Here is a 17,113-nt window from a genome sequence, read left to right on the forward strand (position 1 = left end):
AAAAGTATATTTGTTGACAATTAAATTAAAACACGTTAATATATTAATATAGAGATTATGTAGGTCTTAAAAATAATATATGTAGAGGGAGTAACTTCCTGTTATTAACAGGATCAAAGTCGTCACCACGGATTAAATCCCGGCTTTGATAACTTCTAAAGTTTAGTGAGACTCTACAGTTGGTATTTATGCCAACTGTAGAGTCTTTTATTTTGTTATTATAATCAATAAGTTTTATATACGACAAAGGGAATCTACATGCATTAGCTATTATTCCTTTGGTTATAATAAAATAAATATTACTCAAGGGGGAATATTAATGAACGTATTTTATAAACAAACATCAGAAGAGGCGATGAAAACTCTGGGAGTTAATGACAAAGGATTAAATGACCTTGAAATAAAAATTCGAAGAGAAAAGCAGGGCTTTAATGAATTAACTGAAGGCGCTAGAAAAAGTAACCTACAGGTATTCCTAGAACAGTTTAAGGACTTTTTAGTACTAATACTTTTAGCTGCTGCTCTTATATCAGCCTTCCTTGGTAAGTTTGAGAGTACACTTGTTATAATTGTTGTTGTTTTTATAAATGCTATTCTTGGAACTGTTCAGCATGTTAAGGCAGAACAATCTTTAAAAAGCCTTCAGGCTCTTTCCTCTCCCACCGCCAAGGTTTTAAGAAATGGTCAAAAGCTAGAAATCCCTTCAAGGGAATTGCTGGCTTCCGATATCTTGTATTTAGATGCAGGCGACTATGTAAGTGCTGATGGAAGAATAATTGAAAATTACAGTCTTCAGGTAAATGAAAGTTCTTTAACAGGTGAATCTGAAAGTGTTTTAAAAACAACCGATATAATAACTGAGGCTAATGTATCGATTGGAGATAAAAAAAACATGGTATTTTCCGGAAGCTTTATAACCTATGGAAGAGCTTTAATTTTAGTTACATCTATTGGAATGGAAACAGAGCTAGGTAAAATAGCTAACCTTTTAGAAACTGCAAAGGAAAAGAAGACTCCATTACAAGTTAATTTGGACAACTTCGGAAAAAAACTTGCCTTTGTTATACTTGCAATATCCGCCCTTATTTTTATTCTAAATATATTTAGAGGATATGCAATTATTGACTCCTTCATGTTTGCTGTATCTCTTGCTGTTGCTGCAATACCTGAAGCCTTAAGTTCAATAGTAACAATAGTTCTTGCTATTGGAACACAAAAAATGTCTCGTGAAAATGCTGTTGTAAGAAAACTTCATGCAGTTGAAAGCCTAGGAAGCATTTCAGTAATATGCTCAGATAAAACTGGAACTCTAACGCAGAATAAAATGACTGTACAAAAGGTATATGTTGATAAAAAAGTAATATTACATGATGAACTTGACCATGATAAGCTTTTAGAAAAGAATCTTGTACTAATGGCTCTATTATGTAATGATGCTGTAACTATTAAAGACAAAGAGATAGGAGATCCCACTGAAGTTGCACTTGTGAACCTAGGTGAAATATATGATTTGGATGAGCTAGATATCAGAAAAGACTATCCAAGAACTTCTGAAGTACCCTTTGATTCTGATAGGAAGTTAATGAGTACAGCAAATAAACGTAAAGACAAAACCTTTATGATAACCAAGGGTGCACTTGATGTACTTTTATTAAAAGCGATAAGTATTGTCACATCAAATGGTGTTAAAACCCTAACTGTAGATGATAAAAAGGAGATTGAAAGGGTAAATAAGGAGTTTTCTGAAAGTGGCCTGAGAGTTTTAGCCTTTGCTTATAAAGAAATAGAAAATGGAAAAATATTAGGTACTGACGATGAAAATGACTTGATATTTGTAGGGCTAATTTCCATGATGGACCCTCCGAGAGTGGAATCTAAAGTAGCAGTTGCAGAATGTATTAAGGCTGGCATCAGGCCAGTAATGATAACTGGAGATCATAAAATAACTGCCTCTGCCATAGCTAAACAAATAGGTATATTAAATAATGAATCTGAAGCTATAGAAGGCTATGCGCTTGACTCTTTAAGTGATGAAGAGCTTAAAGCTAAGGTAGAAAATATTTCTGTATATGCAAGAGTATCCCCTGAGCATAAGATAAGAATAGTAAGAGCATGGCAAGAAAGAGGAAATATCGTCGCAATGACCGGTGACGGTGTAAATGATGCTCCTGCACTAAAACAAGCAGATATTGGTATTGCTATGGGAATAACAGGTACTGAGGTTGCTAAAGATGCTGCATCCATAGTTCTTATGGATGATAACTTTTCAACTATTGTAAAGGCAATTTCCAATGGCAGAAGTATATATTCGAACATAAAAAATTCAATTAGATTTCTGTTATCTGGAAATTCAGCCGCTGTAATTTCAGTACTTTATACTTCACTTGCAGCGCTTCCAATGCCTTTTGCACCGGTACACCTTTTGTTTATCAACCTGGTAACAGATAGTCTTCCAGCTATTGCAATAGGGCTTGAGCCTCATAATAAAAATATAATGGATGAAAAACCTAGAAGTATAAACTCACCTATATTAAGTAAATCCTTTTCAATAGGAGTACTAATTGAAGGTTTAATTATTGCACTAGGTACAATGACAGCATTTTATATAGGATTATCAACAGGTGATACCTCGGCTTCCAGCACAATGGCATTTGCAACACTGTGTTTTTCAAGACTGCTCCATGGATTTAACTCTAGGTCACAACAATCCATATTTAAAATAGGTGTTTTCTCAAATAAATATTTATGGATTGCCACCATACTCGGGTATTTACTTTTAGAATTTGTTTTAAGCTTTAAGCCACTTATGGGTGTTTTTGAAGTAGTCCCACTAACTTTAAATCAACGTGCTGTAGTATACGGGTTATCACTTATGCCTCTAATTCTTATTCAAATATATAAACTAATATTTGTAAGAGATCATAAGTAATATTCTAGTATAATCATAAAATGCTACAGAGAGATGCTAATATCTTTCTGTAGCATTTTATGGCAATAAGCAAATACATCCCCTTTTTAGCATACATATATTTAATGTTATAATGGATAACTTTGCTTGCCTGACATTGTTTTCTAATATTTATAGTATCATTTATAACTTTTTAATAAATACTTTTTTAGTATGAGATAAAAATAACTGAAGTATTGTAAATTCTCTAGCCAGTGTTTATCCTATATTAATCCGCCTTTTCAACTGCTTTTAATGTCACACTTACTATTTCTGGTCTATTAAATATTCTTTGAGGAATAACACTATTACCAAGTCCTCTACTTACTACCATAGTTGTATTATCTTTTGTGTACATTCCTTTGTAATACTTTGGCCAAAATCCTTGCCCAGGCGAAAAAACTCCGCCTATAAAGGGAATTATAAATTGCCCACCGTGAGAATGACCAGTAAAAGCAAGATCTATATTATTATTAACATAAAAGTCAAAAAACTCAGTCCTGTGAGAAAGCAGTATATTATAATACTTTTTATTATTGACAAGTAGCAATTCTCTTTTCATTATATCTTCATTGAAAAGAACTTTATATTGACCAATAGTACTGAAGACAGGATCATCTATTCCCGAAATAAGAATTTTTTCATTACCCACTTCATAAAAAATAGATTTATTTCTTAAAACAAATACTCCTCTTTCTTTAAGTTTCTTTTCTAAAGATGCAAATTTAGTAGACAATCCCTCATGATTTCCGTTAACATAATATATTGGTGCTATGGATTTTATTTTATTAATAAGGCCTACAGCCTTTTCTTCATTGTAGTATCTTCTATCTACTAAATCTCCGGTAATTACTATAATATCTGGCTTTTGTGATTTTATTTTGGCTACAAGTGTATTGTTATCTTTATAAAAAACTTTGTTATGTAAATCTGAAATTTGAACGATCTTAAAATTATTAAAAGCTTTTGGTAGTGTATTACTATTTATATTGTACTTAGAAATTACTATATTATTGTTTTCGAAATACGAAAAGCAAACTAATGACATAATAACAACAATGAATATTATAGATTTTTTTGAAAGAAATTTTTCAAACATAAAGATTACCTTGCCCTTTCAATTTTGTGTAATGTCAACAACATGTTAACACATCATTATTTTTCATATATTAAATTTAGAGATTTAGAATTTAAACATCCTTCAATTATATTCTAAAAGTTTACTTTAATAAACAAATTTAATTCATATTTTATAATTTGAATAATCTTAGGATACTATTAAGCTGGTAATATATTTTTACATACTTATTTATCAAATCAATTATGTTATAATTAGCTATATTTATTTTAGTAAAACAATACATTAATAAGTAATATTTATCAAAATGGAGGTAGATTAACTTAAGCCAAATAAAGACAGTTAATAACTGTTCGAAAGGATAGCTTGTATTGCAAATGCCTACTGATGATTTAAATAAAACTTTATTTAAATAGCTAAAATAACAAAGGGAGTGAGCAAATATATGGAATTTAAAGAAGTTAAAATCGAAATATATATTCCAAAAGAGTTTGTCATTGTGCTGAGAGATGAACTTAATAGAATAAATGCTTGTAGAGTGGGTGATTATGATAATTGTATATCAATAACCAATGTTATGGGATATTGGAGACCTCTACAAGGCGCTAATCCTTATAATGGCCAAATAGGAGAGATTTGTAGTGGTGAGGAATGCAAGGTTGAAGTAAGATGTAAAATAGAGTATGTTAAAAATGCAGTGCTTATAATGAAGAAAATTCATCCATATGAAGAACCAGTATTTAATATAATCCCAATTATAAATGATTTATTTTCATAGAAAAAAAGTATATATTACGCGTATTGCAATACGCGTAATATATACTTTTTTTTGCGTATAAAAACATTTGTTAACAAATCAAATTTACATTCAGTGACCACCAGCATGTACAACTTGCCACTTGCCACGTGGGTGGCACCTTCCTTAGGAGACCACTGATTTGCTTTCTAGTTCCTTTTCCTCAAGCAGCTGATTGGTATATAGGGTATAGTAGTAACCTTTTCTTCTTAGTAGTTCTCTATGAGTTCCTGATTCTGTAATCTTTCCATGTCTTATGACAAGAATTTTATCTGCAGACACAATTGTAGAAAGTCTATGGGCAACCACAAAGCTAGTTCTGCCATTCAGAACTCTTTCTATGGCATTTTGTATCATTCTTTCTGTTTCCGTATCTATAGAAGAGGTGGCTTCATCAAGAACAAATAGTGCAGGGTCTGCTACAATGGCTCTAGCAAAGGAAATAAGTTGTTTCTCTCCGGTAGATAGATTTCCTCCCCCTTCACCAACTTCAGAATCATAGCCTTTTTCTAGTTTACTTATAAAACTATGAGCATTTACAAGCCTTGCTGCATTTTCAATTTCATCTTGAGTTGCATTAAGCTTTCCATACATAATATTATCTCTAATATTTCCACTAAATAAATGTGGGCTTTGAAGTACATAGCCAATATTTGATTGAAGCCACAATAGTGATCTTTCTCTGTAATCTACACCATCAATTAATATTTCTCCACTACTTGGTTCGTAAAATCTACAGAGTAAGTTTACTAAGGTGCTTTTACCAGAACCGGTTTCTCCAACTAGTGCTATGGTGTCTCCTTTTTTAACCTTTAGATTAAAGTTTTTAAACACCTTTTCTCCATTTTTATAGGAAAAGCATACATCTTTAAACTCAATATCTCCTTGTATATCTTCAAAGTTTTCCGCTTTGGGGTTAAATAAATCTCCGTACTTCTCAATTACATCTTCCGTGTCCCATATTTCCGGCTCTGTTTCTATTAGTGTTATTATTCTTTCTGCAGATGCCTGTGCATTCTGAAGTTCTGCAATGGTTCCAGCTAACTGACTTACAGGGTCAAAAAACTGTACTGTATACGCAATAAACATTACAAAAGTACCGTAGGTTAGTGCTCCTGATATAACGCTTTTCCCTCCTATCCAAAGAACAAATCCTGCTCCTAAACTTCCCATGGATATAACAATGGGAAGAAATAAAGCGGAAAACATAGCTGCCTTTACAGAAGCATTTCTCATATGACCTGCATCAATATTAAATTCTTTTAAATTTTCTTCTTCTCGAACAAGAGTTTTTGTAGTTTTAGCCCCAGATACCTCTTCACTAAAATCTGCAGTTAATTTTGAATTTAATTTTCTTACTTTCCTATAGGATTTCAAAATTTTCTTTTGAAAAAATATTCCTATTAAAAATAAGGGTGGTACTACACTCATGCATATCAGGGTTAATCGTACATTATAATAAAGCATTACTCCTATAAACCCAATCATCATAACTAGCGCCCAAACCATGTCAATTAGTCCCCAAGATATTATTTCACTAAGTCTTGCTACGTCAGAAGTCATTCTTGCCATAAGCCATCCCACTGAGGAGCTATCATAATATGAAAAGGATAACTGTTGAAGTCTTTTAAACCCAAGCTTTCTTATATGATAGGCCAGATGTGTTTCGATCTTACCTGCATTTATTATAAATAATCTTACATTTAATGCTTGAAAAACAATTATGCAAAAGTAAACTATTGCAAAGATGGTAAGCCCCTGCGTTGTTTTCTTCATTATAAAATTATCGATGGCATACCTTGTAAGTAGTGGCATTACAACATCTATTCCTGCCACACCCACCATTAAGAAAGCCAAAAATGCAAGTCCCTTTTTAAATTCCGTAAGGTATTTAAATAGCTTTCTCCATATTCCTATATCTATTTTTTCTGCTGATTTGTTTTCCACTAATTTATTTTCGTCTTTACTATCATTACTAGCCATAATATCACCGCCCTTGAATATTTAGTGCACCTGCTGTACACTGATTTACTCATTTCATACCTACTTTTCATCATCTAGTGCATCTAATGATGTCTGTATCTCCCATATTCTTTTATAGATACCATCTTTTTTAATAAGTGTTTTATGGGTGCCTATATTCTCAATCTTTCCATGATTTAATACTATAATTTTATCTGCAGCCATAACCGTGGAAATTCTATGTGAGATTATAAAAGTAGTGCTACCTTTATTTTTGTTTTTAAGTTCTTCCCTTATAACCCTATCCGTTTCAGTATCCACTGCACTTAATGAATCATCAAATATTAATATAGGCATATCTTTTATCAGTGTTCTCGCAATGGCAACTCTTTGTCTTTGTCCTCCTGACAAGGTGACACCCTTTTCTCCGACGACGGTGTCATACCCCTTTTCAAAGGAATTTATAACATTATGCACAGCAGCTACTGTGGCAGCATTTTGAATTTCTATGTCCTTTGAGTCTATCTTCGCCATTTTGATATTTTCCTTTATGGTTCTTGAATAGAGAAAGGGCTCTTGAAGTACTATTCCTATATTGTTTCTCATATGCTTTCTTTCAATATTTTTAAGCTCTACTCCATCAATTTTTATAGAACCACTATCATAGTCATAAAGTCTTAATAAAAGATGTACTAGTGAGGATTTACCTGAACCTGTTGGCCCAACAATAGCAATTGTTTCGCCCTTCTTCACTTTAAAACTTATATCCTTAAGAATTTCATTATCACTCTCATACTCAAAATTTACATTTACAAAACTTATTTCTCCACTAATCTCTGGTTTTAGTGCTTTACCATATTCCTCTTCCACTGGAACATCCATAATATTTGTTATTCTCTGAAGAGAAACTGACATTTTCCCCATATCGGAAAGAATTCTACCTAGTTGCCTTACAGGCCATAATAGCATTCCTTCATAAGTATTAAATACCACAAGGGTCCCCAAACTTATTTCTCCATTAACTGCAAAATATATGCCTGATACTAAAACCAGACCAATTTGAGTCATGCAAAGAATATCTGATGTAGACCAATAAGTTGAAAGCAGCTTTACTAATTTGAAATTCAAATCCCTATATTTCATATTTTCACTTTCATATTTTTCAATTTCAAAGTTCTGTCTTCCGAAAGCTTTTACAACTCTAACTCCACTTAAATTTTCTTGAAGCACTGATGTTAAAACTCCCTCTTGCGAATCCGCCTTCTCAAAGGTATTTTTAATTTTATAAAAAAACACGTAAGAAAATATAAATATAATAGGTACTATAACCATTGCAATAACCGTCATTTTTTTATTCAGCGACAACATCATGATAATTGCAAAAGATACTATAAAGAATGCTCTTCCGATTTCCACCATTTGCGTTGCAAAAAATTTTCTAACGGTCTCTACATCTGAAGTACATCTTTGAATTAAGTCTCCAGATTCTGCTTTTACATGATATGCATAAGGCAAATTCTGAATATGATCATAAAGCTTCCCTCTCATATTCCTTGCTATGTTTTCAGCTGCCTTTGCAGAAAGCTTTCCTCTAAGAAATAAGAAAATTCCTCTTACACAGGTTAATATTACAAGACATAAAGAACATATCCACAAATTTCTAAGAAGCACTCCTGTACCGCCAACCAGTGTTACTAACTTTTCTATAGGCACCGGAACGTCTAATGGTTTATTTCCTATTACAGAATCTATTGTTATTTTTATAATCATAGGTTCAAGCATTGCTATAAATGTAGCTGCTGCTATAGAAAGTATTGCAGTAAAATATAGTAGTCTATTTCCCTTAGTTAGTTTTAAAAGTTTCTTCATATAAATCCCCCCCTTATGGCCAGATAGTATTTTTTTACTTTTCCATCAAGTACTTTCTAGTCTCTTCCTCAGCATTTGTGTATGCCATCCTCATTTTATGTACAAATTCATCTTCACTAGTGCAGAAATCTGGAATTCCCAATGTTTTTATAACTCCATGTTTAACTTCAGGAGTTACATAAGAGAAGGGCATGTCAAATATATCTTCATCCATCTCTTTAAAACTGGCAAATTCTCTTTTTAAATCTTGGATAGTTTTTTTTGATTTTAGTTGTTTTCTTACTTTTCTCTTCACCTGCTCGCTTTCATTCCCACTTCTCAAAACCCTCAGGGCTTTTAAAAATTCCTCTTTTTCCATTCCTCTTAATTTCAAAATTACAAAAGGATCATTATCAAATTCAAGCCCAAGCATATAATGAACTGCAGCTATGTGTTTGCAGGGATTTGCAGAATCTGGACATGAACACTCCGTAATTAAATGTATTTGTTTTTTAGGAAAGAGAGAAACTCCAGCTTCTTTAAAAGCTTCCTCAATGTTTTCCGGCATTTCTCCATTTAATATCATGGCGCAAAATATAGCCTTTTGTGCCATGATATTCATTATATTTTTCCACTGCTCTTTTGAAAAAACATCAATTTCCATATTAACTCTATAAGGGGTTGGGCTACCACCCTGAACTTCTGCCTCAATTTCTCCCTTTGAAACACGCATACTTAAAACATTACCAGCTCTTGCATATTCCCGTCCCTTGTCAATTCTAGAACTTATAGTAAAACTTGAAATTGCATTATTCCATTTCTTTGACCACCAATTTATGCCAAACTCATTCCTTATCCTTCCAGTCAAAAGACAACATCTCCTCAGCTATCATTTATCCAATATATTGTCATGCTCTAGTATAAACAGTTCTTTAAGTTCTTCATTGCTCATCTCTGAAATCCAGTTCTCATTTGTAGAAACTATACTTTCAGCAAGTGCTTGTTTTCGTTCTAGCATCTCATCAATTTTTTCTTCTAAAGTTCCCATACATATGAATTTATGCACATGAACGTTCTTAATTTGACCTATTCTAAAAGCTCTATCTGTTGCTTGATTTTCTACCGCAGGGTTCCACCATCTATCAAAATGAAATACATGATTAGCTTTAGTAAGATTCAGCCCAAGTCCACCAGCCTTTAGAGATAATACAAATATCATAGGCTCCTTTGTGTCATTTTGAAAAATGTTAATGAGTTCTTCTCTTTTCTTTCTACTAGTACCTCCATGTAAAAATAGTGTTCTTACCCCCAGTTTTTTCTCAAGTTCTGTCTGCAAAATATGACCCATTTCTGCAAACTGAGTAAATACTAATGACCTATCTCCTTCTTCTATAATAACTTCTAGCATTTCCAAAAGCCTCTCAAGTTTTCCAGAACGGCCTTCAATTTCGCCATTGTCCTTTAAAAACTGCACAGGATGATTACAAATTTGCTTGAACTTTGTTAAAGAAGAAATAATAAGACCCCTACGCTGAATGCCTTCAGAACTATCAATTTTATTTAGACAGTCCACTACTACCGCCTGATATAATGTAGCCTGTTCCTTTGTTAAAGGTGCATATTCCTTAGTCTCAATTTTCTCAGGTAAATCTTTAATAATATTTGCATCAGTTTTAAGTCTTCTTAGTACAAAAGGAGAAATTACTTTTCTTAGCTTAGTACTTTTTTTAGGATCTCCATCCCTCTCTATAGGCACTGCATATTCCGCCCTAAAGGTTGACCAATTGTATAGATACCCTTTATTCAAAAAGTCCATAATGGACCATAAATCTGAAAGTCTATTTTCAACTGGTGTTCCTGTTAATGCAACCTTATATTCTGCTTTAAGGGACTTTATGTGCTGAGTCTGTTTGGACGCACTATTTTTAATGTTTTGAGCTTCATCTAATATAATCCCCGCCCATTCTTGCTTTTGAAATAGTGCCTTATCCCTTACTATTAGTGCATACGTTGTGATAACAACTTCATTTTTATGTATTCCCTTACTAAAAGCTTCATAACCCCACCTATTATCTCCGTGATGAATTGTAGATTTAAGTCCTGGTGCGAATTTTTCTATTTCTTTTTCCCAGTTTCCCACAACTGAAGTAGGACATATTATAAGTGTTGGTTTGTCAGTTAACTTATTTTCTCTCTCATAAAGCAAAAGACATATACTTTGTATTGTTTTCCCCAGACCCATATCATCAGCAAGGCAAGCACCTATACCATGATCTCGCAAAAATGTTAGCCAGTAAAAACCTCTCTTTTGATATTCCCTTAAAGTGCCCCTAAATCCTTGAGGAATATCAACTTCCTCTATAGTATTGTGATCAAATAATTTTTCAAAAAAATTCCCCACGGCTTCTTGATTATCAATATTATCAACACTAACTCCTGGAATTATTTCCTCGTCACTTAAGTTTAGTCTTAATAATTCTCCAACAGGAATCTTTCCATTTAAGCTTTTATTCATTTTCATCTTAGAAAGTATCTTAATTTGATGTATATCAACCTGTACCCATTGACCCCTTAATTGGATAAATGGTACTTTCAAGTTTGAAATCCTTTCAAATTCTTTCTCACTTATCTCACTTCCATCTAAGGCTAACTTCCAATCATATTCAAGAATAGTATCCATATTAAATGTACTTTTTGTTGCCAAATTACTATTTGTAGTGTGGTTTCTATCCTTCAATTTAACTGAAAGCTTTGAAGGTTTCTTCCACCAAGCTGGCGCAATAATACCAAAACCTTTTTCTCTTAAAAAATAAGCTGACTCTCTTAAGAATGAATAGGCCTCCTCCATAGATAATTTACACTCTATGGGTACTGCATCATAAAGGCTCCTTTCAATAGGAATAAATACTTTTGATGCAATTGCTAAATCCTCTAGAAGCCTTTCTTGTGGATTGTTAAATTTTTTATTTAAATAGGTTATAGTATCCAAGGATTCTTCAAAAATCATTTTTGCTGGAAGCATAAGACTAAGATCGTCCTTTGCTTGAAGTACATATTCAATTGTCCACTCATCCCCGTGGCTAGGTGGAACAACCTTGAAACAGGTACGAAACTTAAAATTAGTGTTTTTTATCTTTATGGGTTCTATCCATTTCTTGTACTCATTTAGCATTTTAATTTGATCACTTGTCTCAATTAAAATCTCAGGACGTTCTGAAAAAAGAGAATGTATCCAGTTGCTTCCTAAATTACTATAATATTCCTCCAAACTTTCATTATCCTTGTTTATTTCGCTGCAACTAGTTCTCACCATAGTATCAATCATAGAATCCATAAAATCACTTACCAATTTAGTGGTATTGGTATAAATAAACTCTTGATTTTCTAAAGGAAAATAAGCCTTACACTCTGTAGGCATATTACTGCATAGTACCTTCTTTTTAACAATATACTCAGAGTCACTTGTATGCCATCTCCACCTAGAATTTACTTTTTTATTTATTCTATCTATAGTTAAGGAAGGCAAATATTTATGTTTTATAATTAACTCAGCTGTAAATTTTGCCACTGTAATCCAAAACTTTAATTCATGAGACAACTCTATCCCATTTAGATGGTTTCTATCTATATTTAAAATCATATGAAATAAATCTAAATTATTAAAAGTAATGCCTCTAATTTCTCTTTTTAGAAGCTGCTTCTTTATCACATCATATTTATATTTTCCACATCTTATTTCTGATGCTTCGTTATTTGTTTTGTTACGTAATTCTAGAACTGAGGCCATATCCTCATATAGTGAAAGTCCATTTTTAGGTAATCTACCTCTTCTAGTACACTTAGTTTCTCCGTTTTGGCCCCACAATATAAAAGTGTGTCTACCTTCTGTAGTTTCTATCCATCCGCCATTTAATATCAATTTACTTCACCCTCTAATAATGCCATTAATATTTTATTGCATACTATACAGTTTACCATATTTACCTTGAAAATTTCAATTTTATATGTTGTTTTATTAATTTTAAATTGTATTACACCCTTAAATTATGGACTATATTGCTGAAATGTTAGTAATTCATTATTCTCAAAGGTTTAAGTAAAGTTATTAAGATTTTGTTCGAAATATTAAGTATATAGATTTTTTTAATAATTATCAGTTAATTTTTACTAAATCCTATGTTTATATACATTTGAAAGTGAGGAAAAGTATGAATAATAATATACTACTAGAATCTGGAACCGGTGAGCTTGAAATATTAGAATTTGTGATAAATAACAAACATTATGCAATTAATATTATAAAGGTTAAAGAGGTAATAAATTCCACTAATTTAACAAAACTCCCTGACTCACATCCAGCTATTGCAGGACTTACGCTCTATAGAGATAAAATAATAACTTTAATAGATTTAAAATATGTGTTAGAAAAACAGCATAAAAATGAAGTTGAAGCAAAAATTATCCTTTGTGAATTTAATAAGATTGAGGTTGCCTTTAGTATCGATAATATTGTTGGTGTTCATCGTATTAAATGGGAAAAAATAACCAAGCCCGATGACATTTCTGTTAATTCACTAGTTATAGGAAATATCGTTCTAAATAATAAAATAATATTATTGTTAGATTTCGAAAAAATAGTTACAGATATCAGTCCTTCTACAGGAATCAGTGAGGATAAAATTGTGGATATAGCATATAAAGACAGATCATCAGTTAAACTAGTACTCGCCGATGATTCTCCACTAATTCGAAAATTATTAAAGGATACTCTTATTAAGGCTGGGTTCAATAACTTATTGATATTTGATGATGGAAAGCAAGTTTTAGACTATTTACTTAATTTAGTCGGACAGAAAAAAGAAAAATTTATAGAAGATGTTAATGTACTAATAACTGATATTGAGATGCCACAAATGGACGGTCATACACTAACAAGAAAAATTAAAGAACATAGCATTCTAAAAAAATTGCCAGTTATACTTTTCTCCTCATTAATCACGGGTGATTTAAAACATAAGGGAAACGCCGTTGGAGCAGATGCACAGCTAAGTAAACCAGAAATTGGGCAACTTGTAACTTGCATTGATGGATTCACTACCCCTAAATAAATAACTAGGTGCCACCAATTTTGGTGGCACCAATTTTTTATCAGAACTTTCTTTACGATTGATTACTATTATGCTTTAATATAACTATCAAACTTAGATTATCCAAAAATATGGGGAGAGTAAATTTTATGAAGATTGCAGTAATTGGGTATGGCGGCCTTGGAAAAGCATTTATAACTTTAATCAAAAATAAAGAAGCTGAGTTACATAGGGATGGATATAATTTTCAAATAAATTATATTTTAAACTCAAGTGGTGGAATTTATGACCCAAAAGGAATAAATTGTGAAGACGTCTTAAGTTTCTCACTAAAGGGTAAAAATATAATCAATTACCCTAAAGGTGGCAGTTCTGAACTTAATTTTACTACACTACTTAAAAATAATGATGTTGATATTCTAATAGAACTTACCCCCACTAATAAAGAAACTGGTGGAGCTGGTATGATTCATATTAAACAAGCCTTAGAAAGTGGTATTCATGTAATAACAGCAAATAAGGGTCCAATCCTTTTAGCCTATAATGAATTATGTGAACTAGCTGTGAAGAATAATGTACAATTGGCTATTGGATGCACTACTGGAGGAGCACTTCCCACTATAAATGCTGGTATGTTTGATTTGGCTGGTTCAGAGATTCTATCTATTGAAGGTATCTTAAACGGTACAACAAATTTCATTTTAAAAGAAATGGAAGATAATGATGTAACCTACAATGTAGCTCTTAAAAAGGCACAAAAATTAGGCATAGCAGAAACTGATCCTACCTTAGATGTGGAAGGATGGGATACTGCCTCTAAACTACTTATTCTTACCAATGTTCTAATGCATGAAAATAAAACATTAAAAGATATTACTATAGATGGAATTACTAGTATCACACTTAAGGATATAAACAATGCCAAATGTGAAAATAAAAAATATAAACTTATTGGTAGCGCATGCAAAATCAACAATGAACTAATAATGACAGTTAAACTTGAAAAACTTGAACCTAACCATGCTTTATACAAGGTAGAAGGCAAAAATAAAGCTGTAAGATTTACTTCTGATACCCTTGGTGATTTAACCATTTTAGGAGGTGCCTCAGGAGTAACCCCTGCAGCAGCATCTATTCTTAGGGATTTGATTAATATTACCAACGGGTATAAATTTTGCAGATAAATATTCAAAAGAAAATATAAAAGACTAATTGCAAAATTTGCAATTAGTCTTTTATATTTTCTACTATTAATTATTTTATAGGATAGTAATTTTCAGGTGTTCCATCATTTATAATCTTAAATTCATATCCATTATCCTTATAGAATTTTATTACTTTAGGAAGTGCCACACAAGTGTTTTTATGCATATAGTCGCAATGCATAAGTAAAATTATAGGGTGCTCTGTAATGGTCGTTTTTGTAGCTTCTCTGTACAACTGATCTATTGGTGTTCTAGCTTTAATTCCATCGGACATATTAGCATTCCAATCGTATACTTTAAAATTATAGCTATGAAGTTCTTCTAAAAAAGACATAGTTAAATGTTTTCTACTACCAAATGGAAATCTTATTATTGTTGGTTTAATTCCTGTAAGAGAATTAATTTCACCTTGTGTTTTTAACATTTCATTTATAAACCCTTTTCTACTGGGATAAATTTTCTTATATGTATGGGTATAAGTATGCAGTCCTATACTATTCCCCTCATTATACATTCTTTTAACCACAGCTTCTTGACCTTTAATTTGGTTCCCTATAAGAAAAAAAGTGGCCTTTACATGATTTTCTTTAAGTATATCTAAAACCCTATTTGTCATAATGCTAGGTCCATCATCAAAGGTCAAATATATAACTTTTTCTTCATCTTTACTTAATACAGAATATGCTAATGCCTTTGGACTTATAAATGAATAACAATTAATAAACAAATAAAATACCACTAGTAATAAAACTGTAATACCACTCAAATATTTTTTTTTCATATCTTCTCCTTTTAAATTGATTAAAATATATAATCTTAGTAATTATTTTATCCAAAGTAGGATATATAATGAGTGGAAATTATTTCACACTTTATTTCTGCAAGAAATCATATTAATATGGAATACTAAACTAGTGGTTATTTTTTTCTTTATTTAAATAAGTTGGAGGTGTATAAATTCGTGAAAAAACATATTCACAAAATTATTATTTTATTTTTCACTTTAATATTTTGCTTTGTTAGCTATGATATCAATAATTTTTACACCAATAGTGATAATACCATTGCTACCGTGGCTATTTCTACAATAGATTTTAATACTTATGATAATACAGAAATTACAAAGGTGCTTGAAAATATTTATAAGAAGCGTTGCTCTATGTTTATCACTAAAGATCTTTCTACTCTACCTAGTTACTATGATTCATCTCAAAAGCTTGGGAAGTGGAGCTTAGAACATGAGGTAAAACGCTTTAATTATTTTAATGATTGGTCAAGTAAAAGAGGAATGAATGTTATAAAAGTTGAATCTACTCCCAAGGTTAGAAAAATAGCTACAACCATGAGAGGTATTCGCTTATTGGTGGATGAGTATTATAAATTTGAGTATACTTATAAAAATGATATAACTCCCACTACAAATGTTTTTGGAGTTGGACTAATACACACTATGGAATTAATAAAAAACGGAGAAAATTGGATAATATATTATGATTGGTATTTGGATTGCTTTGAAGATGCTTTAAAATCATATTTGGGAGAATTAAAAAACCTAAAGCTCCCTACTTATAAAGAGCCTATTTATCAGCTAGGTAATTGTCCTAAAACACCAGGCGAAGTAGGCATTGTTACTAAAAGTCATTATGACAAAATAAATGCTGTTAAATATGCAGATAAATATTGTGGAGTGCCTTGGGCAAGTGGAAGCTCAACAAAATATAATAAAAAGTATACAAATTATACTGGCAATGGTGGAAATTGTACTAATTATGTATCTCAATCAATTGGCGATATAGAAGGTGGTGGGCTACCATTGGATAGTATTTGGAACTGTACTTATAAGAAATATGGCGGAGCTGAAGGAAGCTCTGCATGGGTTAATGCAGATGCCTTCAAGAAATATTTACTTTACAGTGGTCGAGGAAAACTACTGGGAAAAGGAACTTTTGCTCAATTAATTTCTCCCCTGCCTGGCTATCCATGTGGTGCAGTTCAAAAATTAGATATAGGCGATGTTATTTGTTATGCCAAAGGCAGTGATATAGACCATTTTGCTTTAGTTACAGGCTTTGATTCTCATGGTTATCCTCTTGTTAACTCCCATACCATTGATAGATATCATGTGCCTTGGGATTTAGGCTGGGGAGATAAAAATATTAATTTCTACTTAATACATATCAAATAATTCGC

Annotated in this window: 11 protein-coding genes; 5 read left to right on the forward strand and 6 right to left on the reverse strand. The window is 31.9% G+C overall.

Annotated features, from left to right (window positions below):
• Window positions 1–319: 319 nt before the first annotated feature.
• Window positions 320–2,929 carry a cation-translocating P-type ATPase gene (locus tag KPL51_RS18135; RefSeq protein ID WP_216164524.1) on the forward strand — a complete coding sequence of 870 codons (2,610 nt, stop codon included), beginning with the start codon at window positions 320–322 and terminating at the stop codon, window positions 2,927–2,929.
• A 247-nt stretch (window positions 2,930–3,176) separates the two neighbouring features.
• Here KPL51_RS18135 and KPL51_RS18140 read toward each other — a convergent pair whose 3' ends face one another.
• On the reverse strand, window positions 3,177–4,046 hold the full coding sequence (locus tag KPL51_RS18140; protein WP_216164527.1) for a metallophosphoesterase: 870 nt from the start codon (window positions 4,044–4,046) through the stop codon (window positions 3,177–3,179).
• A gap of 424 nt (window positions 4,047–4,470) precedes the next feature.
• On the opposite strand from KPL51_RS18140, the gene KPL51_RS18145 reads away from it, so the two are divergent.
• Window positions 4,471–4,803, forward strand: coding sequence for a YqfO family protein (locus KPL51_RS18145; protein WP_216164530.1), 333 nt, complete (start codon window positions 4,471–4,473; stop codon window positions 4,801–4,803).
• A 144-nt stretch (window positions 4,804–4,947) separates the two neighbouring features.
• Here the strand turns inward: KPL51_RS18145 and KPL51_RS18150 are convergent, their stop codons facing one another.
• From KPL51_RS18150 to KPL51_RS18165, 4 genes are read right to left on the reverse strand one after another with little or no spacing between them, the layout of a single operon-like run.
• On the reverse strand, window positions 4,948–6,804 hold the full coding sequence (locus KPL51_RS18150; RefSeq protein ID WP_216164533.1) for an ABC transporter ATP-binding protein: 1,857 nt from the start codon (window positions 6,802–6,804) through the stop codon (window positions 4,948–4,950).
• A 60-nt stretch (window positions 6,805–6,864) separates the two neighbouring features.
• On the reverse strand, window positions 6,865–8,652 hold the full coding sequence (locus tag KPL51_RS18155) for an ABC transporter ATP-binding protein (protein WP_216164536.1): 1,788 nt from the start codon (window positions 8,650–8,652) through the stop codon (window positions 6,865–6,867).
• Between the two features lie 34 nt (window positions 8,653–8,686).
• Window positions 8,687–9,499, reverse strand: coding sequence for an SWIM zinc finger family protein (locus KPL51_RS18160; RefSeq protein WP_216164539.1), 813 nt, complete (start codon window positions 9,497–9,499; stop codon window positions 8,687–8,689).
• 21 nt (window positions 9,500–9,520) lie between these two features.
• Window positions 9,521–12,550, reverse strand: coding sequence for a DEAD/DEAH box helicase (locus tag KPL51_RS18165; protein ID WP_216164542.1), 3,030 nt, complete (start codon window positions 12,548–12,550; stop codon window positions 9,521–9,523).
• A 289-nt stretch (window positions 12,551–12,839) separates the two neighbouring features.
• Here KPL51_RS18165 and KPL51_RS18170 point away from each other — a divergent pair, with 289 nt between their 5' ends.
• Together KPL51_RS18170 and KPL51_RS18175 are read left to right on the forward strand one after the other, a co-directional pair.
• Window positions 12,840–13,739: a chemotaxis protein gene (locus KPL51_RS18170; RefSeq protein ID WP_216164545.1), complete on the forward strand. Its 900-nt coding sequence runs from the start codon at window positions 12,840–12,842 to the stop codon at window positions 13,737–13,739.
• Window positions 13,740–13,867: 128 nt separating this feature from the next.
• The gene (locus tag KPL51_RS18175; RefSeq protein WP_216164547.1) at window positions 13,868–14,902 is read left to right on the forward strand and encodes a homoserine dehydrogenase; all 1,035 of its coding nucleotides are present in this window, start codon (window positions 13,868–13,870) and stop codon (window positions 14,900–14,902) included.
• Between the two features lie 70 nt (window positions 14,903–14,972).
• Here KPL51_RS18175 and KPL51_RS18180 read toward each other — a convergent pair whose 3' ends face one another.
• A complete protein-coding gene (locus KPL51_RS18180; protein ID WP_216164550.1) occupies window positions 14,973–15,704 on the reverse strand; it encodes a polysaccharide deacetylase family protein in 732 nt (243 codons plus the stop codon).
• A gap of 180 nt (window positions 15,705–15,884) precedes the next feature.
• Here KPL51_RS18180 and KPL51_RS24385 point away from each other — a divergent pair, with 180 nt between their 5' ends.
• Window positions 15,885–17,108: an amidase domain-containing protein gene (locus tag KPL51_RS24385; protein WP_224854407.1), complete on the forward strand. Its 1,224-nt coding sequence runs from the start codon at window positions 15,885–15,887 to the stop codon at window positions 17,106–17,108.
• Window positions 17,109–17,113: the final 5 nt, after the last annotated feature.

This window comes from Clostridium bowmanii, from assembly GCF_018861315.1.
Lineage (GTDB): Bacteria > Bacillota > Clostridia > Clostridiales > Clostridiaceae > Clostridium_AD > Clostridium_AD bowmanii.

Bases quoted from the DNA above. Each gene is read 5' to 3' on its own strand.
- KPL51_RS18155 (WP_216164536.1), bottom strand. From the start codon at position 8,652: ATGAAGAAACTTTTAAAACTAACTAAGGGAAATAGACTACTATATTTT.
- KPL51_RS18150 (WP_216164533.1), bottom strand. From the start codon at position 6,804: ATGGCTAGTAATGATAGTAAAGACGAAAATAAATTAGTGGAAAACAAA.
- KPL51_RS18140 (WP_216164527.1), bottom strand. From the start codon at position 4,046: ATGTTTGAAAAATTTCTTTCAAAAAAATCTATAATATTCATTGTTGTT.
- KPL51_RS18180 (WP_216164550.1), bottom strand. From the start codon at position 15,704: ATGAAAAAAAAATATTTGAGTGGTATTACAGTTTTATTACTAGTGGTA.
- KPL51_RS18170 (WP_216164545.1), top strand. From the start codon at position 12,840: ATGAATAATAATATACTACTAGAATCTGGAACCGGTGAGCTTGAAATA.
- KPL51_RS18135 (WP_216164524.1), top strand. From the start codon at position 320: ATGAACGTATTTTATAAACAAACATCAGAAGAGGCGATGAAAACTCTG.
- KPL51_RS18145 (WP_216164530.1), top strand. From the start codon at position 4,471: ATGGAATTTAAAGAAGTTAAAATCGAAATATATATTCCAAAAGAGTTT.
- KPL51_RS18175 (WP_216164547.1), top strand. From the start codon at position 13,868: ATGAAGATTGCAGTAATTGGGTATGGCGGCCTTGGAAAAGCATTTATA.